Annotated in this window: 19 protein-coding genes; 18 read left to right on the top strand and 1 reads right to left on the bottom strand. The window is 42.6% G+C overall.

Annotated features, from left to right (window positions below; all coding sequences use genetic code 11):
* Nucleotides 1-18: 18 nt before the first annotated feature.
* The 16 genes from AB1I63_08620 to ugpC (AB1I63_08695) all read left to right on the top strand — a co-directional run bounded on the left by AB1I63_08620 (nt 19) and on the right by ugpC (AB1I63_08695) (nt 16,060).
* Entirely contained in the window at nt 19-1,011 is a 993-nt protein-coding gene (locus AB1I63_08620; protein MEW4354911.1) for an acetylxylan esterase, read from the top strand.
* Between the two features lie 138 nt (nt 1,012-1,149).
* Nucleotides 1,150-1,851 carry an N-acetylmannosamine-6-phosphate 2-epimerase gene (locus AB1I63_08625; protein MEW4354912.1) on the top strand — a complete coding sequence of 234 codons (702 nt, stop codon included), beginning with the start codon at nt 1,150-1,152 and terminating at the stop codon, nt 1,849-1,851.
* A gap of 12 nt (nt 1,852-1,863) precedes the next feature.
* Nucleotides 1,864-3,000, top strand: coding sequence for a sn-glycerol-3-phosphate ABC transporter ATP-binding protein UgpC (ugpC, locus tag AB1I63_08630; protein ID MEW4354913.1), 1,137 nt, complete (start codon nt 1,864-1,866; stop codon nt 2,998-3,000).
* A gap of 162 nt (nt 3,001-3,162) precedes the next feature.
* Nucleotides 3,163-4,485 (top strand): ABC transporter substrate-binding protein, encoded by a 1,323-nt coding sequence (locus AB1I63_08635; protein MEW4354914.1) that lies wholly within the window; start codon nt 3,163-3,165, stop codon nt 4,483-4,485.
* A gap of 239 nt (nt 4,486-4,724) precedes the next feature.
* On the top strand, nt 4,725-5,612 hold the full coding sequence (locus tag AB1I63_08640; protein MEW4354915.1) for a sugar ABC transporter permease: 888 nt from the start codon (nt 4,725-4,727) through the stop codon (nt 5,610-5,612).
* Between the two features lie 9 nt (nt 5,613-5,621).
* Complete coding sequence (locus AB1I63_08645; GenBank protein MEW4354916.1) at nt 5,622-6,452, top strand: carbohydrate ABC transporter permease; 831 nt, start codon at nt 5,622-5,624, stop codon at nt 6,450-6,452.
* A 278-nt stretch (nt 6,453-6,730) separates the two neighbouring features.
* Complete coding sequence (locus AB1I63_08650) at nt 6,731-7,183, top strand: YhcH/YjgK/YiaL family protein (GenBank protein MEW4354917.1); 453 nt, start codon at nt 6,731-6,733, stop codon at nt 7,181-7,183.
* Between the two features lie 15 nt (nt 7,184-7,198).
* The gene (locus AB1I63_08655; GenBank protein MEW4354918.1) at nt 7,199-7,846 is read left to right on the top strand and encodes a DUF624 domain-containing protein; all 648 of its coding nucleotides are present in this window, start codon (nt 7,199-7,201) and stop codon (nt 7,844-7,846) included.
* A gap of 50 nt (nt 7,847-7,896) precedes the next feature.
* Nucleotides 7,897-8,814, top strand: a complete 918-nt coding sequence (locus AB1I63_08660) for a dihydrodipicolinate synthase family protein (GenBank protein MEW4354919.1) — start codon at nt 7,897-7,899, stop codon at nt 8,812-8,814.
* Between the two features lie 47 nt (nt 8,815-8,861).
* On the top strand, nt 8,862-9,746 hold the full coding sequence (locus AB1I63_08665; protein MEW4354920.1) for an ROK family protein: 885 nt from the start codon (nt 8,862-8,864) through the stop codon (nt 9,744-9,746).
* 492 nt (nt 9,747-10,238) lie between these two features.
* Nucleotides 10,239-11,723, top strand: a complete 1,485-nt coding sequence (thrC, locus tag AB1I63_08670) for a threonine synthase (GenBank protein MEW4354921.1) — start codon at nt 10,239-10,241, stop codon at nt 11,721-11,723.
* A 203-nt stretch (nt 11,724-11,926) separates the two neighbouring features.
* Nucleotides 11,927-13,198, top strand: a complete 1,272-nt coding sequence (locus tag AB1I63_08675) for an MATE family efflux transporter (protein MEW4354922.1) — start codon at nt 11,927-11,929, stop codon at nt 13,196-13,198.
* Nucleotides 13,195-13,818: an HAD-IA family hydrolase gene (locus AB1I63_08680; GenBank protein MEW4354923.1), complete on the top strand. Its 624-nt coding sequence runs from the start codon at nt 13,195-13,197 to the stop codon at nt 13,816-13,818. Before AB1I63_08675 ends, AB1I63_08680 begins: the two co-directional genes overlap by 4 nt.
* A gap of 102 nt (nt 13,819-13,920) precedes the next feature.
* Complete coding sequence (locus tag AB1I63_08685) at nt 13,921-14,355, top strand: MarR family winged helix-turn-helix transcriptional regulator (protein MEW4354924.1); 435 nt, start codon at nt 13,921-13,923, stop codon at nt 14,353-14,355.
* A 15-nt stretch (nt 14,356-14,370) separates the two neighbouring features.
* Nucleotides 14,371-14,733, top strand: a complete 363-nt coding sequence (locus AB1I63_08690; protein ID MEW4354925.1) for a DUF1304 domain-containing protein — start codon at nt 14,371-14,373, stop codon at nt 14,731-14,733.
* A 196-nt stretch (nt 14,734-14,929) separates the two neighbouring features.
* Nucleotides 14,930-16,060, top strand: a complete 1,131-nt coding sequence (gene ugpC, locus AB1I63_08695; GenBank protein MEW4354926.1) for a sn-glycerol-3-phosphate ABC transporter ATP-binding protein UgpC — start codon at nt 14,930-14,932, stop codon at nt 16,058-16,060.
* Nucleotides 16,061-16,106: 46 nt separating this feature from the next.
* On the opposite strand, the gene AB1I63_08700 is transcribed toward ugpC (AB1I63_08695), so the two are convergent.
* Complete coding sequence (locus AB1I63_08700; GenBank protein ID MEW4354927.1) at nt 16,107-16,868, bottom strand: MurR/RpiR family transcriptional regulator; 762 nt, start codon at nt 16,866-16,868, stop codon at nt 16,107-16,109.
* Nucleotides 16,869-17,023: 155 nt separating this feature from the next.
* On the opposite strand from AB1I63_08700, the gene AB1I63_08705 reads away from it, so the two are divergent.
* On the top strand, nt 17,024-18,697 hold the full coding sequence (locus AB1I63_08705) for a PTS transporter subunit EIIC (protein MEW4354928.1): 1,674 nt from the start codon (nt 17,024-17,026) through the stop codon (nt 18,695-18,697).
* A 3-nt stretch (nt 18,698-18,700) separates the two neighbouring features.
* Nucleotides 18,701-19,471: an HAD-IIB family hydrolase gene (locus AB1I63_08710; GenBank protein MEW4354929.1), complete on the top strand. Its 771-nt coding sequence runs from the start codon at nt 18,701-18,703 to the stop codon at nt 19,469-19,471.
* Nucleotides 19,472-19,673 lie beyond the last annotated feature (202 nt).

Consider the following 19,673-nt stretch of genomic DNA (forward strand, 5'->3'; position numbering starts at 1 on the left):
AAGTAAGGGAGATGAATAATGAAAAATCCAAATTTACTAGAGGAGATGAAGACCTATCGTGGTCGCGACGAAGTTCCAACTGATTTTGACGAGTTTTGGAATCACGCGATTGCAGAATTGGCTCTCCCAGTGACTTATCGTTTGGTTGAAAAAGCCTTTGGATTGCCAAGTGTGGATTGTTACGAGATCCAATTTGACGGGACTAATGGCGGGAAAATTTACGCCCGCATGGTTTTGCCAAAGGGAGATGAGAAAGTACCTGTGATTTTCCATTTCCATGGTTACATGGGGCGCGGTTTTGATTGGCCTGACATGCTAGCCTATACAACAGCAGGTTACGGTATGGTATCGATGGATGTGCGTGGGCAGTCTGGCTATTCGCTAGATGGTCCGAGAGATGTTCGAGGCAATACCGTGAAAGGTCAGATCATCCGTGGCGTGGTCGATGGACCAGAACATCTCTTTTATAAGGATGTTTATCTGGATATTTATAGCTTGGTAGAGCTGGTAGCTGGTTTTGATCGTGTGGATGAAGCACGCTTGTCAAGCTACGGTGGCTCACAAGGCGGTGCTTTAGCACTTGTTGCTGCAGCGCTCAATCCTCGGATTACAAATACCGTAGCGATTTATCCTTTCCTATGTGATTTCAGACGGGTGTTGGAGATTGGCAATACCAGCGAAGCTTATGACGAGTTGTTCCGCTATTTCAAATTCCACGATCCTTTCCATGAAACTGAAGAAGAGGTCTTTGAGACACTGGCTTATATTGATGTGAAAAATCTAGCTCATCGTATCAAGGGTTCAGTTAGGATGATTACAGGACTTGATGATGATGTTTGCTACCCAATCACCCAATTTGCCATGTACAATCGCTTGGAATGTGAAAAAGAGTACCATCTCATGCCAGAATACGCCCACGAAGGCATGTTTGTCTATGCCAATAACAAGGTCTTTAACTGGCTGTGTGGGACATATTTTGAAAGCAAATCATTGTTTACAGAATTTAAGTAATATTCGTCAAAAATTGAAATTAGACATTGTTAACTTGCCTAGTTAGATTTTGATAGAGTATCAGATGATTGTTAAAAAGTGGGATTCTATCCAGAAAAAAGAAAGCGCTTCAAAAAAGCGGAAAATTAGGAGGGATTTATGTCAAAATGGACAAAAGAAGAGCTCGTTAAAGCGATCCAAGGAGGGCTAATCGTCTCCTGCCAAGCTCTACCTCATGAACCTCTATATACGGAAGAGGGGGGCGTTATGCCACTCTTGGTAAGAGCTGCTGAAGAAGGTGGTGCTGTTGGTATTCGTGCCAATAGTGTTCGTGATATTGAGCAGATTAAGAAGGTAACGAATTTACCGATTATCGGAATTATCAAGCGTGATTATCCACCGCAAGAGCCTTTTATCACAGCGACTATGAAAGAAGTGGATGAATTAGCTGTTTTGGATATTGCCGTGATTGCACTGGATTGTACGAAGCGTGAGCGCTATGATGGCTTGAGTGTGGCAGAATTTGTCAGACAAATCAAGGAAAAATACCCAGAGCAACTCTTGATGGCAGATATTAGCACTTATGAGGAAGGAATGGCAGCGGTTGAAGCTGGTGTGGATTTTGTCGGAACGACCCTATCAGGCTATACGTCTTATAGTCGTCAGGAAGATGGACCAGATCTTGACTTGATGAAGCAACTCTGTGACGCTGGTGTTGATGTCATTGCTGAGGGCAAGATTCATACCCCACAAGAAGCACGGGCAGTGCAGGATTTGGGTGTATGTGGTATTGTCGTCGGTGGAGCTATCACTAGACCAAAAGAAATAACCCAGCGATTTATCGCTGCATTAAAAAAATAGGGGAGATGACGTATGACAACATTGAAACTCAATAATCTCTATAAACGGTATCCAAATAGCGATTTTTATTCCGTTGAGAACTTTGATTTACAAATCAAGGACAAGGAATTTATCGTCTTTGTTGGACCGTCTGGCTGTGGGAAATCAACGACTTTGCGGATGATTGCAGGGCTCGAGGACATCACAGAGGGAGAATTGTATATCGACCAAGACTTGGTCAATGACATTGCGCCAAAAGATCGGGATATTGCCATGGTTTTCCAAAACTATGCGCTCTATCCGCACATGACCGTGTATGATAATATGGCTTTTGGGTTGAAACTTCGTAAGTATTCCAAAGAAGATATTGACAAGCGTGTGCGTGAAGCAGCTGAAATCCTGTCATTAACGGAATTCTTGCAAAGAAAGCCTGCTGACTTGTCAGGGGGACAACGCCAGCGGGTAGCCATGGGACGTGCCATTGTCCGTGACGCCAAGGTATTCTTGATGGATGAGCCTTTGTCTAACTTGGATGCTAAACTTCGGGTATCCATGCGTGCTGAGATCGCAAAAATCCATCGTCGTATCGGAGCAACGACCATTTACGTTACCCATGACCAGACGGAGGCTATGACGCTTGCAGATCGTATCGTTATCATGTCTGCAACGAAAAATGAAGCAGGAACAGGTACGATTGGACGCATTGAGCAAGTTGGTACTCCGCAAGAGCTTTACAACGAACCAGCTAACAAATTTGTCGCAGGCTTTATCGGAAGCCCAGCTATGAACTTTATCGAAGTGCAAGTGGATGGGGATAAATTGACAGACGGTGAAGCTTTCAGTGTTGGCTTGACAGAACCTCAAAAGGCATTATTGAAAGAAAAAGGCTACCAAGGTAAGAAAGTCATCCTCGGCGTTCGTCCAGAAGACATTTCTGCGGATCTCATCGTGGAAGATACTTTCCCAAGTAGTGTCGTAGAGGCTGAGGTTGTTGTCTCTGAGCTTTTGGGTAGTGATTCTGTCTTGTACTGCAAGGTCGGTAAGCAAGAAATCTCTGCTAAGGTTGAGGCAAGCCATTACTTGGCGCCAGGTTCTAAAATTCGTTTCACCATCAAGATGCCAAAAGCGCACTTATTTGATTTAGAAACACAGAAACGAATTACCTACTAAATATGTGTTGGGACCATTATTGGTTATAAAATTTGGTGGATGCTTCTCATCATAGAAGTAAACATTAGAAAAGGGGAAGTGGTGATTTCATAGTAGAAAAGAGCTAAAACCCTATTGTCGTATCGCTGTCCTATTTAGGACCATGGAAAAAGGAGAAAAAGGATGAAATTTAGAAAACTATTTTGTTCATTGTTGACAGGTGCAGCTATCGTATCGCTTGCAGCTTGTGGCAATTCAGGTGGCAGTGCAGATAAAGATATGTCTGACAAATCAGGTAAAACAGAAATCACTTGGTGGGCATTCCCAGTATTTACACAGGAAAATGCAAGTGATGCTGTTGGTACCTATGAAAAATCTATCATCGAAGCATTTGAAAAAGCAAATCCAGATGTTAGTGTGAAATTAGAAACGATCGACTTCAAGTCTGGACCAGAAAAAATCACAACAGCTATCGAAGCTGGAACAGCTCCAGATGTACTTTTTGACGCACCAGGACGGATCATCCAATACGGTAAAAATGGTAAATTGGCTGACTTGAATGATCTCTTCACAGATGACTTTGTTAAAGATGTTAACAATGAAAATATCATCAATGCCAGCAAGGCAGGCGATAAAGCGTATATGTATCCAATCAGTTCAGCACCATTCTACATGGCTATGAACAAGAAAATGCTTGAAGATGCTGGTGTACTTGACCTTGTTAAAGAAGGCTGGACAACAGATGATTTTGAGAAAGTTTTGAAAGCGCTTAAAGACAAGGGCTACACACCAGGTTCACTCTTCTCAAGCGGACAAGGTGGTGACCAAGGGACTCGTGCCTTCATCGCAAACCTCTATGGTGCTTCTGTAACAGACGATGCTGTTACAAAATATACAACAGACGATGCTAAATTCATCAAAGGTCTTGAAGCAGCATCTGGCTGGATCAAAGATGGTCTTCTTGCTAACGGTTCTCAATACGATGGTGGAGCAGACATCCAAAACTTTGCAAATGGACAAACTTCTTACACAATCCTTTGGGCACCTGCACAAAATGGTATTCAAGGCAAACTCTTGGAAGCAAGTAAAGTAGAAGTTGTCGAAGTACCATTCCCATCAGACAGCGGCAAACCATCACTTGAATACCTTGTAAATGGATTTGCAGTCTTCAACAATAAAGACGACAAGAAAGTCGAAGCATCTAAGAAATTTGTTCAATTCATTTCTGATGATAAAGAATGGGGACCAAAAGACGTTCAACGTACAGGTGCATTCCCAGTTCGTACTTCATTTGGTAAATTGTACGATGACAAACGTATGGAAATGATCAGCTCTTGGACTCAATACTACTCACCATACTACAACACAATTGATGGATTTGCAGAAATGAGAACACTTTGGTTCCCAATGTTGCAATCTGTATCAAACGGAGATGAAAAAGCTGACGCTGCTTTGAAAGCATTTACTGAAAAAGCAAACGAAACAATCAAAAAAGCAATGCAATAATTGTTGCAATTAGTCACAATCGTGGTTTAGAAGGTGTTGCTCCTTCTAAACCAACCCCACTAATCCCCCTTTTTCTCTTCAATGTTTTTCGAATGAAAAAGGGGGAATTTTTATAAAAAAGTTTAGGATATGTTGAGAAAAATGAACGAGTTTTTCAATTTTTCCAACTACATTCATCTTAAGAAGAGCGATTTTTCTGAAAAAACGCTCCAGCATTTCAAAAAGGAGAGGTGTTTAATGTGAAGGTCAACAAAATAAGAATGAGGGAAACCTTAGTTTCATATGCATTTTTAGCACCAGTTTTAGTGTTCTTTATCGTCTTTGTCTTGGCACCGATGATTATGGGATTTATCACGAGTTTCTTTAACTACTCGATGACATCCTTTACCTTTATCGGTTTGGACAACTACACACGGATGTTCCAAGATCCGGTCTTTATCAAGTCCTTGATCAATACGATTATCATTGTTATTGGCTCTGTGCCAGTCGTCGTGCTATTTTCACTTTTTGTGGCATCTCAGACATATAGTCAAAATGCCATTGCTAGATCCTTCTATCGTTTTGTCTTCTTCCTACCTGTGGTTACAGGGAGCGTTGCCGTAACGGTTGTATGGAAATGGATTTATGATCCGCTATCAGGGATTTTGAACTTTGTTTTGAAATCTGGTCATGTGATTGAGCAAAATATCAGCTGGCTTGGAGACAAGCACTGGGCACTTCTTGCCATTATTGTGATTCTCTTGACGACTTCTGTTGGTCAACCGATTATCCTTTATATCGCTGCTATGGGAAATATTGATAATTCTCTTGTCGAAGCAGCGCGTGTTGATGGTGCGACAGAATTGCAGGTTTTCTGGAAGATTAAATGGCCAAGTCTATTGCCAACAACGCTTTATATCGCGATTATCACAACGATTAACTCTTTCCAATGTTTTGCGCTAATCCAGCTCTTGACATCAGGAGGACCAAACTACTCAACCAGTACTTTGATGTACTACCTATATGAAAAAGCCTTCAAGCTCTCTGAATATGGTTACGCAAATACCATGGGTGTCTTCCTTGCAGTGATGATTGCCCTCATTAGCTTTGCCCAATTCAAGATTCTTGGAAATGATGTGGAATACTAGGAGGTTCGTATGAAAAAGAAAAAATTAACCCCATTTACAGTGATTTCAACCATCATTTTGCTCTTATTGACAGTGCTCTTCATTTTCCCATTTTACTGGATTTTGACAGGAGCCTTCAAATCTCAACCAGATACCATTGTCATTCCGCCTCAATGGTGGCCAAAAATGCCAACCATGGAAAACTTTGAACGTCTGCTTGTACAAAACCCTGCTCTTCAATGGATGTGGAATAGTGTCTTTATCTCACTGGCGACCATGCTTTTGGTCTGTGTGACCTCATCTCTTGCAGGCTATGTTCTTGCTAAAAAACGCTTCTATGGACAACGCATTCTCTTTGCCATCTTCATTGCAGCGATGGCATTACCAAAACAAGTTGTCCTTGTACCATTGGTGCGTATCGTTAATTTCTTGGGAATCCACGACACCCTTGCTGCGGTAATTTTGCCGCTCATCGGTTGGCCATTTGGGGTTTTCCTTATGAAACAATTTAGTGAAAACATCCCGACAGAATTGTTGGAATCTGCTAAGATTGACGGCTGTGGCGAAATTCGCACTTTCTGGAGTGTAGCCTTTCCAATTGTCAAACCAGGATTTGCCGCTCTTGCGATTTTCACCTTCATCAACTCATGGAATGACTACTTCATGCAGCTCGTAATGTTGACATCTCGTCAAAACCTGACCATTTCACTCGGTGTAGCAACCATGCAAGCCGAAATGGCAACAGACTACGGACTCATCATGGCAGGAGCAGCCATGGCAGCCGTTCCAATCGTAGCCGTCTTCCTCGTATTCCAAAAATCATTCACACAAGGAATCACCATGGGAGCTGTTAAAGGTTGAAATAGTTCGGGGAACTATTTCAATCGGGAAATGTGGCAAAGCGCAGCTTTGCTTTCCCCTCAATTCGGTGCACCATTCTAAGTTGGAAATTCGGCAAAACGCAGTTTTGTGTTCCTTACAATTTGGGAACTATTTCAATCGGGAAATATGGAAAAATGCAGTTTTGCTTCCCGCGTTCATATATTGGGAACAATACTGTTGAGTGGGCTATGCTTAGAAAAAATTATGGATGAGCAAACAGCCGATAGTATTCCGAATGAAAAAACAAGGAGATAGATATGATTTTTGATCAATTGCAGGATGTGGGGCGATATCGTGGCCTACATCCGCATCTGGATCAAGCGATTGACTATCTTTTGACACATGATATGGAGAGTTTTGACATTGGTAGATACGCTATTAATGACGATAAGGTTTTCTTTTATGTGCAGGAGAATCAGCTCAATCAAGAACCAGATGACAGTTTTGAATATCATGAAAAATATGCAGATATGCACTTTTTGCTCGCAGGTCGAGAATTGATGCATTATGGTCAAGGAGTTCATGAAGTGCTCAAAGATTATGAAGAGGACAGCGATATTGGCTTTGTCCGCTGTAATCTTGCAACACCGCTTCATCTGACAACTGACAACATTGCCATTTTCCTACCAAATGAAGCGCACCAGCCTAATCTCTACGATAGAGCAGGTGAGACTGTGCAGAAATGTGTGGTGAAAGTGTTGATAGACTAGAAAGGGAGACAAGAAATGAGAAATAGGAGTGCGCAGTTATTATCCTCCATTTTTAATACAGATAATTGGCTGATGAGAGTCTGTGAAAAAATCTTGGATTTGGTCACGGTCAATCTCTTGTTTCTGATTTCTTGTTTACCGATTGTGACGATTGGGATTGCGAAAATTAGCCTTTATCGGACGATACAAGAAGTACGAGACGGTCGTGGTGTACGTGTGGTGAGACTCTATATCAGTACCTTTAAGACCGAATGGAGACGAGGGCTTGCTCTAGGAGGGATGGAGCTTCTAGTGACAGCTATTTGCTTGGTCAATATTCTGATGCTAAGAGGGCAAACTGTTTCTATCTTTCAAGGGATGAAAATGATCGCTTTTGGCATTTTGTTCCTCTTGATGATGGTCATGCTCTATGCTTATCCTTTGGCAGCACGATTTGAGCAGAGATTGCAAGAACAGCTTCAAACAGCCTTTGTTCTAGCAGGATTAAACTTCCTTTGGACTTTTGGTATGTTGGGAGCAGTAGCCTTGCTCATCTTTCTGCTATTAGGTTCTAGCTGGACCATTGTCTTTGGTGGCATGTTCTTTCTCTTAGCAGGATTTTCTAGTTTTGCCTATGCGCAATTAGCCATTTTAGAGCCGATTTTTAATAAATACAATCGTTAGAGTATAGAAAACGAAGCTAGGATTTGCCTAGCTTCTTAGTGGAGAAATAAATGAAAAACTTAGAAAAATATCATGGAATTATCCCCGCATTTTATGCGTGTTATGATGAAAATGGCGAGATTAGCCGAGAAGGTGTCCGTAGCTTGACCGAGTACTTCATTGAAAAAGGAGTACAGGGCTTGTATGTTAACGGCTCTTCTGGTGAATGTATTTACCAAAGCGTAGAAGACCGCAAGGTGGTCTTGGAAGAAGTGATGGTAGTAGCGAAGGGCAAATTAACCATTATTGCCCACGTTGCCTGCAATAATACCAAAGATGGGATCGAGTTGGCTCGCCACGCAGAAAGCCTTGGGGTGGATGCGATCGCAGCCATTCCGCCGATTTATTTCCGTCTGCCGGAATACTCTGTTGCCCAATACTGGAATGACATGAGTGCCGCTGCACCAAATACAGACTTTGTGATTTACAATATTCCGCAGTTGGCAGGTGTTGCCTTGACTCCAAGCCTTTACAAGGAAATGCTTAAAAATGAGCGCGTCATCGGGGTGAAAAATTCTTCGATGCCAGTACAGGATATTCAAACCTTTGCTAGTCTCGGTGGCGATGACCATGTGGTCTTTAACGGTCCAGATGAGCAATTCTTGGGCGGTCGCCTAATGGGTGCTGCCGGTGGTATCGGTGGTACCTATGGTGCTATGCCAGAACTCTTCCTCAAGCTCAATCAATTGATTGCGGACAAGGACTTGGAAACAGCAAAAGAACTTCAATTTGCGATCAACGAGATTATCAAGCACTTGACAGCTGCGCGAGGAAATATGTATGGTGTCATCAAGGAAGTCTTGCGTATCAACGAAGGCTTGAATTTGGGTAGTGTGCGTTCGCCTCTTACTCCAGTCTGCGAAGAAGACAAGGAAGTAGTGGAAGCAGCTGCACGCTTGATTCGTGAAACGAAAGAACGTTTCTTATAAGAAAAAGCTTGCGAGAATTTTTCCGTGAGAGATAGAAGAGGTGGTTCATGAAAACATATGTTGCCATTGATATTGGTGGTACCAGTATCAAATACGGTTTGATTGATGAAAATGACCAGCTAGTCGAAAGCCATGAAATGCCGACAGAGGCTCATAAGGGTGGACCAGCGATTTTAGAAAAAGTAGCAGGAATTGTATCTAGCTATCTGGAAACTATCAATCTATCAGGGATTTGTATTTCCTCAGCAGGGATGGTCGATCCTGATAAGGGAGAGATTTTCTATGCAGGTCCGCAAATTCCAAACTATGCGGGTACGCAATTCAAGAAAGACTTGGAAGCTAAGTTTGGCATTCCTTGTGAAATCGAAAATGATGTCAACTGCGCAGGGCTTGCTGAAGTCGTTTCAGGTGGCGGCAAGGGTGCAAAAGTTGCCGTTTGCTTGACAGTGGGAACAGGTATTGGGGGTTGTCTCTTGATTGATTCTCAGGTGTTCCACGGCTTTAGCAATTCTGCCTGTGAAGTGGGTTATCTCCACTTGCCAGACGGTGATTTCCAAGACTTGGCGTCAACCACTGCCCTAGTCCGCTATGTCGCAGAAGCGCACGGCGATGATGTGGCGGATTGGAACGGACGGCGGATTTTCCAAGAACTCGAAAAAGGGAATCCCCTTTGCCGACAAGGTATCGACCGCATGGTGCATTACCTAGCCAAGGGCATTGCCAATATCTGCTATGTCGCTAATCCAGAAGTCGTTATTTTAGGCGGTGGTATTATGGGACAAGAAGCGATTTTGAAACCGAAAATCGAAGAAGCCTTGAAAATCAATCTCGTCTCAAGTATCGCAGATAAGACCAAACTCGTCTTTGCCCAGCACCAAAATACAGCTGGCATGTTTGGCGCTTATTATCATTTTAAACAGAGACATGGATAGCTAATCAAAATTAGCTTAGAGAGATTCTAAGCTAGTTTTTGTGTTTATTCTTGATTAAATCTATCTTTGTGAATCCAATGAAAGAGTTATTAGAGGTTGAACTTCGGCTTTTCTTGAAGTGCAATGATGGGGTCAATAAAGGGGTGGAACATCTTGTCTGCTTGGGATGAGTCTAAGCTTGGTATATTTTCTTTTTCATCCATCATTTGGTGACTTACTAAAAGGTCGATTTTTGACGATAAAGCTCCTCCTCTTTTTTGTAGGGGATGTACTTGGCATAGTAGATAGAGAGATGATAAATAGAGGGCTAGGAAGATAGATGCGTCGGTAGTGTCGTTTTAGCAATATATTATGCTACACAAAAATAGCAATATCTGAAAATCTGTCTAAAATAATCTATTGTTAAAAAGATGGATTTTCTCATCACTATGCGAGAATTTTCTGAAAAAACATGCTATAATGGTAGAAATACGACGTAAAGGGAATACGAAGATGACATTAGTATATCAATCGACACGCGATGCGAAAAATACTGTAACGGCTAGTCAAGCGATTTTGCAAGGCTTGGCAACAGACGGCGGCTTGTTCACCCCGCTGACTTATCCTAAAGTAGAATTAGACTTTGACCGCTTGAAAGATTTGTCTTATCAAGAAGTAGCAAAGTTGATTTTGGGTGCTTTCTTGGATGACTTTACAGCCGAAGAGCTAGATCACTGTATCACCAATGCCTATGATAGCAAGTTTGACGATGCGCGCATTGCGCCCTTGGTCAAGCTAGACGGTCAGTATAATTTGGAATTATTCCACGGCTCTACTATTGCATTTAAAGATATGGCACTGTCAATCCTGCCTTACTTGATGACAACAGCCGCTAAAAAGCATGGTTTGGAAAATAAAATCGTCATTTTGACGGCGACTTCTGGAGATACTGGAAAAGCTGCTATGGCTGGTTTTGCGGATGTACCTGGAACAGAAATCATCGTCTTTTATCCTAAAGACGGGGTCAGCAAGGTGCAGGAATTGCAGATGACGACTCAAACGGGGGATAATACCCATGTAGTAGCGATTGATGGGAATTTTGACGATGCTCAGACCAATGTCAAGGAAATGTTCAATGATGAAGCTTTGCGTGCTAAGTTAGCTGACAAGAAAATGCAGTTTTCATCTGCTAATTCCATGAATATCGGACGCCTCGTGCCACAGATTGTCTACTATGTCTATGCCTATGCGCAGTTGGTGAAAACAGGCGAAATTGCAGCAGGAGAGAAGGTCAACTTCACGGTCCCAACAGGGAATTTTGGAAATATCCTCGCAGCCTTTTATGCTAAACAAATCGGCTTGCCAGTTGGCAAATTGATTTGCGCATCAAATGAAAATAATGTCTTGACCGACTTCTTCAAGACCAAGGTCTATGACAAGAAACGCACCTTCAAGGTGACAAGTAGTCCTTCTATGGATATCCTTGTATCTTCAAACTTGGAGCGCTTGATTTTCCACCTCGTGGGAAATGATGCAGAAAAAACAGCTGAGTTGATGGCAGCCTTGTCAAGAGATGGCGAGTATGAGTTGCAAGCAGTTGATGGCGACATCTTGGACTTGTTTGCAGCAGAATATGCGACCGAAGAAGAGACTGCTCAAGAAATCAAACGGGTCTACGACAATTCGTCTTATATCGAAGATCCGCATACAGCGGTCGCATCAAGCGTATATCAAAAATACCTAGCAGAGACCAAAGATGCAGCTAAAACTGTCATTGCCTCAACCGCTAGTCCTTACAAGTTCCCAGTTGTCGCAGTTGAAGCGGTGACAGGAGAGACAGGATTGGGTGATTTTGAGGCGCTTGCCAAGTTGCAGGATCTTTCAGGTGTAGCCCTTCCACCAGCAGTGAACGGCTTAGAAACAGCACCAGTACGCCACACGACAGTTGTTGCAGCAGCGGACATGCAAGCTGAAGTGGAGCGTTATCTAGGGGTTTAGTAAACAGTAGAAAGACGAGGGAGTGAGACAGAAGTCGAGATTTCGCTAAAAACGACTTCGTCGTCTCACCCCCGCAAGGTTGACGAGGTTTGTAGAATGCTGATTTATCAAGGTTTTACAAACCCGACAACTACTGCGTCAAACTGTTAGAACTACAAAATGTAACGAGGTTGGATACTTTTGTCCCTGCCTCTTTTTATGATATGGTAGAGTATAAAAAGATTATGCAAATTACCCTGCCAGCAATGGCAGAAAATTTTTTACAGATGCTCATGGGTATGGTGGACGGCTACTTGGTATCAAGTCTTGGTTTGGTGGCTATTTCAGGGGTGTCGGTCGCTGGCAATATCATTACGATTTACCAGGCGATTTTTATTGCTTTGGGTGCTGCGATTTCAAGTGTTCTGGCTCGCAGTAGGGGAGCTGGTGATGAAAAGTCGCAAGCCTGTCATGCCACAGAAGCGCTAAAAATAACCCTGCTACTAAGCCTTGTTCTGGGCTTTGTTTCCCTGATTTTTGGGCAGGATATGCTCCATTTGCTAGGGACGGAAAGATCGGTGGCAGAGGTTGGCGGTCTCTTTCTAGCCATTGTCGGTGGAACCATTGTCCTCTTAGGACTCATGACCAGTCTTGGCGCTTTGGTGAGAACGACGGGAAATCCTCGCCTGCCCATGTATGTCAGCCTTTTGACCAATCTTCTCAATGCCCTGTTTTCTAGCTTTTTTATCTTTGGTCTTCATTGGGGAATTACAGGTGTGGCTCTGGGAACGGTTCTAGCTCGCTTAGTAGGAGTTGTGGTCTTGTGGAGATCCCTGTCCATTTCCTTTGCTAAGCCAAGTTGGGGCTTGGATAAGGACTTGCTCAGTCTGTCCTTACCTGCTGCGGGGGAGCGCCTCATGATGCGGGCAGGAGATGTGGTGATTATTGCCCTTGTGGTCGGCTTTGGGACAGAGGCAGTGGCTGGAAATGCCATTGGCGAAGTCCTGACCCAGTTCAACTACATGCCCGCCTTTGGGATTGCGACTGCAACCGTGCTCTTGGTGGCGCATAGCTTAGGGCAGGAAAAGCTCGATGAGATTGATCAGATTGTGCGCAAGACCTACTGGTTGGCGCTTGGTTTGATGTTGCCGGTTGCGCTTGTTATCTTTGCTCTGGGGACACCCCTCACCCACCTCTATACGCAGGATGTGCAGGCAGTGTCAGCTAGTCTGCTCGTTGTCCTTTTCTCGCTTTTGGGCATTCCTTTTACCGCAGGAACGGTCATCTACACCGCTGTCTGGCAAGGCTTGGGTAATGGCAAACTCCCTTTTTATGCAACGACCATTGGCATGTGGGGGATTCGTATCGGTGCAGGCTATCTTTTAGGTGTAACCTTAGGATTTGGTTTGCCAGGTGTCTGGGCAGGAACGCTTCTTGATAATGCCTTTCGCTGGCTTTTTTTGAGAATACGCTATAACAAACGAAGGAGAAGATGATGACGACATTTATTTGGGATTTAGACGGGACTTTGCTGGATTCTTACGATGCAATTTTGGCAGGGATTGAGGAAACCTATGCGCATTATGGCTTGGATTTTGACCGTGAGGCGATCAAAAGCTATATTTTGCAGCATTCTGTGCAAGCATTGCTTGAAAAGGTGGCAGACGAGAAAGGTCTCGATGCTGCAGAGATGAATGCCTACCGTGGTACGAGCTTACAGGAGAAAAATGCCCAGATCCATCTCATGGCAGGAGCTAAGGAAGTGCTGGCTTGGGCGAAGCAGGCAGGTATTACCAACTTTGTTTATACGCATAAGGGAGCAAATGCCCATCAGGTCTTGGCAGAATTGGGGATTGCGGACTATTTCACAGAGGTTGTGACCAGTGCAGACGGTTTTGCAAGAAAGCCTCACCCAGCAGCGATTGATTATCTGGTCGAGAAATACGATTTGGACAAATCAAGCACCTACTACATCGGCGACCGTCGTTTAGATGTAGAAGTAGCGATCAATAGTGGCATTCAGAGTATGAACTTCCAAGCTTATCCGTCACCTGCCAATCAGCAGATAAACCAGCTTTTAGATATCAAAGAGAACATTTTTGATGACAACATCTAACTTTTTCAGAAAATTTCAAGCAAAGAACTTGATTTTTTCTTTTCTTTGGATTATACTTGATTAATCAACAGTTGATAAGTCAATTATAAAAAGGAAAATGTCATGACAGCCATCAATCACTTACTGTACCAGCTTCATGTATCGGATCAACAAGTTACCCAGCTGTTTGAAAAACGCTTGGGAATCAGTCTGACCCGCTATGAACTCTTGAAACTACTGCTCGAACTCGCTCCTTGTAGCCAGATCCGAGTGCAGGAAGCCCTGCACATCGATCAGGCAGCTCTGACTCGTCATTTTAAGATTTTAGAGGAAAAGGGATATGTGAGCAGAACGCGCAACCCGCACAATCAGCGGGAAATCTTGGTGGATGTGACCGATTTTGCCAAACAACAGCTCATCACTTCACCCCCAACTCATCATTTAGCAGTCAAAGAGCAGATGGAGAAGATTTTGTCAGAGGAAGAACGGACTAGCCTCAAAGAGTTACTGGATAAGTTGGTCACAGGCTTAGAGACGATTGCGACTGACCATGATTAGAAAGAAGGAACTACTATGTCACTTGTAACCATTATTTTAGCAACTATTGTTGCGCTTGAACACATTTATATTTTCTATCTTGAAACCATTGCTACTCACTCTGATAAGACTGTGAAAGCTTTTGGGCTTGAAAAAGAGGAGATGATGCGCGATTCAGTCACTTCCCTTTTCAAAAATCAAGGAATTTACAATCTTTTGTTGGCAATTTTCCTCCTTTACGGAATCTTTGTCTCTGCTAACTTGGAAATCGTGACTATTTTTGTCTTGTATGTGATCGGAGCAGCAGTTTATGGAGCTGTTACAGCCAACAAAAAAATCTTGTTTGTCCAAGGTGGCCCAGCTATTCTAGCTCTTTTGAGTATTTTATTGTTGAAATAAAAGGCAAGTCGAGTAAATCTCGGCTTTTTCATATATCTAGATGGTATTGGCATGGAGAGTTTTGCCAAGTAGAGGAGGAAGTGTGCGAGGGGATGATGTAAATTTTTAAAATAGTTTATGCAAACGTTTGACTAAATGAAAAAAAGTGTTATAATAGAAATGAAAACGCTTAACATTTAGTAGAAAAGGGGCAAGCATGGTCGAATTAAATCTAAAAAATATTTACAAAAAATACCCAAATAGTGAACACTACTCTGTTGAAAACTTTAACTTAGATATTAAAGACAAGGAATTTATTGTCTTTGTTGGACCGTCTGGGTGCGGGAAATCAACGACTTTGCGGATGATTGCAGGGCTCGAGGACATCACAGAGGGAGAATGTTCGATTGATGGCACAGTGGTCAATGATGTCGCACCAAAAGACCGCGACATTGCCATGGTGTTTCAAAACTATGCGCTCTATCCGCACATGACCGTGTATGATAATATGGCTTTTGGACTCAAACTCCGCAAGTATTCAAAAGATGACATTGACAAGCGAGTCAATGAAGCGGCAGAAATCTTGGGCTTGAAAGAATTCTTGCAGCGAAAACCAGCCGACTTGTCAGGAGGACAACGCCAGCGGGTAGCCATGGGACGTGCCATTGTCCGTGACGCCAAGGTATTCTTGATGGATGAACCTTTGTCTAACTTGGATGCTAAACTTCGGGTGTCCATGCGGGCAGAGATTGCAAAAATCCACCGCCGTATCGGAGCAACAACTATTTACGTTACCCATGACCAGACAGAGGCTATGACGCTTGCAGATCGTATCGTTATCATGTCTGCAACGAAAAATGAAGCAGGGACAGGAACGATTGGGCGTGTGGAGCAGGTTGGAAGCCCAGAAGAGCTCTATCACCACCCAGTCAATAAATTTGTCGCAGGCTTTATCGGAAGCCCAGCCATGAACTTTATGGACGTGACCTTAGAGGGCGATGAGATTGTGGCAGAAGGTCTGCGCTTAAAAGTGCCAGAAGGATGCCTCAAGGTCTTGCGTGATAAGGGTTACGCAGGTAAAAAGCTCATCTTTGGTATTCGTCCAGAAGATGTGAATATGGAAGTTGCCTTCCTTGAAACCTTCCCAGAGTCTGTCGTGAGAGCTACAATTTCTGTCTCAGAATTGCTCGGCTCCGAAGCTCACTTGTACTGTCAATTAGGCGATAACGAATTTATCGCGCGTGTGGATGCGCGTGACCATCTAAAAGCAGGCAGTCAGATTGACCTTGGCTTTGACCTAAACAAAGCACATTTCTTTGACCCAGAAACAGAAAAAACAGTCTATTAAGAAAAACCTTGCTTGGAGTCCTTATAGGAATCCTAAGCAAGGTTTTTTATGGGTTTAAATGTTCTTGTTCTTCCAGAATGACTTCAAAGAGCAGAGTGCCGACCAAGTCAAACATGAGACGAGAGCGAATTTTTTCACGTTTTTTAGGAACATCATACACATGAATGGTATGATCGCTAATTTTTGACAAGAGATGATTGCCAAGAGCTGTGATGGCAAGGACTGTTGCTCCATTTTGTTTGGCTTGAAGGATACTATTGTTGATGGATTTGCTCTTTCCACCTAGAGAAAAAACAAGGATTACATCTTCATGTGTCACAATATCTTGAATACGGTCAATGCTATATTGTTCAAAGTAATCATTGGACCAGATGTTGACGAGTTTCAGCTTGCGATTAAAGGATGACATGGACATATAGCTAGAGCCTACCCCAATACAGAAAATCCGTCGCGCTTGTAAAATAGCCCGTGCAAAGGTTTGAAAATCCTCCTTATCTAGCATATCCATCGTATGTTCAAATTCGATGGTCATCTGCTCTTTCATGTAATCAAAAGATGAAGTATGTTCTTTGGCAAGTGCTTTTTTCAAGTCTTGAGATAGCCTGAGTTCATAACGCAGTTCATTATAGGTTTGATAGCCTAGTTTCTTACACGCACGAATAACCGTAGAAGATGAAATAAATAATTCATTGGAGATACTTTTTAAGGTGACGGTTTCAATTTCTGCTTGTCTCATGAGGTAATCAATCACTTCTTGCTCATTGACAGAGAGGCGATTGTAATGCTGTTTTAAATTTTCTAGGAACATATCTTTTCTTTCTAAGTGTTGGCTTTGTTGTGAGTCATGATAGTAAAATTTTACCGAAATAGTAAAAAATAAGCAAGCTAGAAACTTCTTTTCAAAAAAGCGATTTCAAAAATTTTTTTGTTAGAATGAGACTATAAACACAAAGGAGAAAAAAGATGAAAGAGAAAAATAAATTTATTTCAGCTTTTGAGCAATTTGGTCGCTCTTTCCTATTGCCAGTATCGGTGTTACCTGGTGCGGGGATTATTCAAGGGATTGGAACGGCTTTTACCAATGAGAACACCTTAAAGATGTTGCCGTTTTTAAACAATGATGTCTTTCAATTTATCATGAAATTCTTCATTGCCTTAGGAGGAACCGCATTTAATAACTTGCCAGTTATTTTTGCGGTCGGTGTTTCTGTCGGACTAGCAAAACGTGAAAAAGGTTCAGCAGCCTTGTCTGGTTTGCTAGGATTTTTGGTTATGCACAATGTCTTAAACTTCCTCTTAAGCGCCAGCGGTAAGTTAGTAGATACAGCAGGGCTCTCAGGCGGTGAAGCAAAGTTAGCCTTGTCAAATGCCATGCAAACAAAAGTTCTAGGGATTCAAACCATGGACTTAAGTGTCTTTGGGGGAATCATTGTCGGAATCACCGTGTACTTCGTACATAAATGGGCTGTTAAGCAAGAATTGCCAACGATTATTGGATTCTTTAGTGGACCACGTTTTGTGCCGATTGTGACCATGGTTGTGATGTCCATTGTGTCTATGCTGATTTTCTTTATTTGGCCAACGATTCAAATGGGTATTAGTGCTGTTTCTATCATGGTCTTGAAATCAGGTCCGATCGGAACCTTCTTGTATGGATTGATTGAGCGTGCTCTCCTTCCATTTGGTTTGCACCATGGCTTGAACTGGCCTGTTCGTACGACAGAATTAGGAGGATCTTGGACAATCGGAGGCAACCATGTGGTAGGAACCATCAATGCCTATCTTGCCTCTCTAGCAGATTCAACGATTACAGCAGTGGATCCGTCTATTACTCGCTTTAACGGTGGTAAATTCGTTTACTTCATGTTTGGTCTTTCTGGTGCAGCTTATGCCATGTATAAAACAGCGACTCCAGCGAAACGTAAGGTCGCAGGCTCCCTTTTATTTGCCGCAGCAGCGACATCATTTTTAACAGGGATTACAGAACCAATCGAATTTACATTCTTGTTTGTCGCACCAATGTTATATGCTGTCCATGCTGTTTTAGCAGGTTCAGCCTTGTTTGTAATGCACATGCTAGGAGCAGGGGTTGCCACACCAACAGGTCACGGTTTTATCAACCTAGTGATTTATGGAGTCTTGCAAGGACCTAAAACCCATTGGTGGCTTGTATTCTTAGTAGGAATTCCTTACTTCTTTATCTATTACTTTGTCTTTAAATTTATGATTGAGAAATTCAATTTTAAAACACCAGGACGAGAAGATAGCGAAGATGTACGACTTGCTAGCAAACAAGAAGCGCGAGGAAAATACGGCTTAAAAACACAGACTGTCGGAAAAGAAGAGCCAGTTTCTGCTACCACAGGAGAATTGAGTAAACAAGAAAAAACACATCAGCAAGCACTTGGCTTGATTGCTGCCCACGGTGGAGCGGAAAATATCGTTGATGTCAATGCTTGTATCACCCGCTTGCGGATTGATGTAAAAGATAAATCCAAGGTAGATAAAGACTTGATTGTCAATGAATATGAGGCGCTTGGTTTTGCAGAAAATGGCATGCAAATGCAGTCTATCTATGGAGCTTATGCCAACGTATTGAAAATGGAAATTCAAGATATTCTAGGCTTAGAGGAGTAGCCTATGACTCGTAAAGTGTTATGTGTGACGGATTTGGACGGAACCTTGGTGCGAAATTCTGTCCAGATTCACACAGACGATTTAGCTGCCTATCAAGAGCTTTTGACCTTTAGCGATATGGCGATCGCCACCGGTCGCTCGATTAAGGAAATCAATTATTTGGCGGAGAACCATCATCTTGCCCTGCAGTATGCGATTGGATTTAACGGTGCTGTTGTAGAAGCTAAGAGCTGTCCGATTTTTTCTCAATGTCTAGCCAAAGATGATTTGAGCGCTTTGCTGGATTATTTGAAGGAAGAACAGTTGATTTTTGATGCCTTAGATGGCAAAGAGCGGATTGGAAATTTTATGCATGAAGATCAACAACGTGTCTGGAATATGCCGATTCTTTGTTTGCCATCTCCATTTGAGGAAGTTCGTAAGCGTACCATTTACAAGGTGAATATTCGTCCAAATGCAGAAAAAACACCTTTTTATGTGGCAGCATTGAAACAAGCCTTTCCCCAGTTAGAAGTTTTTCAATCTGGAACAACACGGATTGAAGTGACTGCAAAAGGAGTTTCTAAGGGAAATAGTCTTGCGTTTTTGAGAAATCATTATGATAGGATTGTCACCTTCGGTGATTCAGGAAATGATGTCACCATGTTTGAGATGTCTGATATTTCCTATTGCATGAATCACGCGCCAAAAGAGGTGCAGAGTCTAGCGACTCATGTAGTGCCTAGCTTTGTAGCTGCGGTAGAGCATCTGAAAATGCAACTACATCCGTCATAAAGTCAATGAAGTAAAGAGAGTTTGGAAAACCAAGCTCTCTTTTTCGTGTATCAGAAAATCCTCAGAAAGATTTTGCTTCTAGTCTGTTATATGATGGTGAACAACTAAAACCATAATTGTGTTACATGTAATACATATAACAATCCAGTCGATTATTTTGATAATGGTAAGAGATTTAGAATGTCGGGAGAAATCTTGATTT

It is taken from the genome of Streptococcus pneumoniae (genome assembly GCA_040719455.1).
In the GTDB taxonomy this organism is placed as follows: domain Bacteria; phylum Bacillota; class Bacilli; order Lactobacillales; family Streptococcaceae; genus Streptococcus; species Streptococcus pneumoniae_G.

Excerpts from the sequence above, each read along its gene's own strand:
- AB1I63_08675 (MEW4354922.1), top strand. The coding sequence starts at position 11,927 with ATGGTAGAGTATAAAAAGATTATGCAAATTACCCTGCCAGCAATGGCA.
- AB1I63_08635 (MEW4354914.1), top strand. The coding sequence starts at position 3,163 with ATGAAATTTAGAAAACTATTTTGTTCATTGTTGACAGGTGCAGCTATC.
- thrC (MEW4354921.1), top strand. The coding sequence starts at position 10,239 with ATGACATTAGTATATCAATCGACACGCGATGCGAAAAATACTGTAACG.
- AB1I63_08665 (MEW4354920.1), top strand. The coding sequence starts at position 8,862 with ATGAAAACATATGTTGCCATTGATATTGGTGGTACCAGTATCAAATAC.
- ugpC (MEW4354913.1), top strand. The coding sequence starts at position 1,864 with ATGACAACATTGAAACTCAATAATCTCTATAAACGGTATCCAAATAGC.
- AB1I63_08700 (MEW4354927.1), bottom strand. The coding sequence starts at position 16,868 with ATGTTCCTAGAAAATTTAAAACAGCATTACAATCGCCTCTCTGTCAAT.
- AB1I63_08710 (MEW4354929.1), top strand. The coding sequence starts at position 18,701 with ATGACTCGTAAAGTGTTATGTGTGACGGATTTGGACGGAACCTTGGTG.
- AB1I63_08685 (MEW4354924.1), top strand. The coding sequence starts at position 13,921 with ATGACAGCCATCAATCACTTACTGTACCAGCTTCATGTATCGGATCAA.
- ugpC (MEW4354926.1), top strand. The coding sequence starts at position 14,930 with ATGGTCGAATTAAATCTAAAAAATATTTACAAAAAATACCCAAATAGT.
- AB1I63_08705 (MEW4354928.1), top strand. The coding sequence starts at position 17,024 with ATGAAAGAGAAAAATAAATTTATTTCAGCTTTTGAGCAATTTGGTCGC.
- AB1I63_08650 (MEW4354917.1), top strand. The coding sequence starts at position 6,731 with ATGATTTTTGATCAATTGCAGGATGTGGGGCGATATCGTGGCCTACAT.
- AB1I63_08680 (MEW4354923.1), top strand. The coding sequence starts at position 13,195 with ATGATGACGACATTTATTTGGGATTTAGACGGGACTTTGCTGGATTCT.
- AB1I63_08625 (MEW4354912.1), top strand. The coding sequence starts at position 1,150 with ATGTCAAAATGGACAAAAGAAGAGCTCGTTAAAGCGATCCAAGGAGGG.
- AB1I63_08620 (MEW4354911.1), top strand. The coding sequence starts at position 19 with ATGAAAAATCCAAATTTACTAGAGGAGATGAAGACCTATCGTGGTCGC.
- AB1I63_08690 (MEW4354925.1), top strand. The coding sequence starts at position 14,371 with ATGTCACTTGTAACCATTATTTTAGCAACTATTGTTGCGCTTGAACAC.
- AB1I63_08645 (MEW4354916.1), top strand. The coding sequence starts at position 5,622 with ATGAAAAAGAAAAAATTAACCCCATTTACAGTGATTTCAACCATCATT.
- AB1I63_08655 (MEW4354918.1), top strand. The coding sequence starts at position 7,199 with ATGAGAAATAGGAGTGCGCAGTTATTATCCTCCATTTTTAATACAGAT.
- AB1I63_08660 (MEW4354919.1), top strand. The coding sequence starts at position 7,897 with ATGAAAAACTTAGAAAAATATCATGGAATTATCCCCGCATTTTATGCG.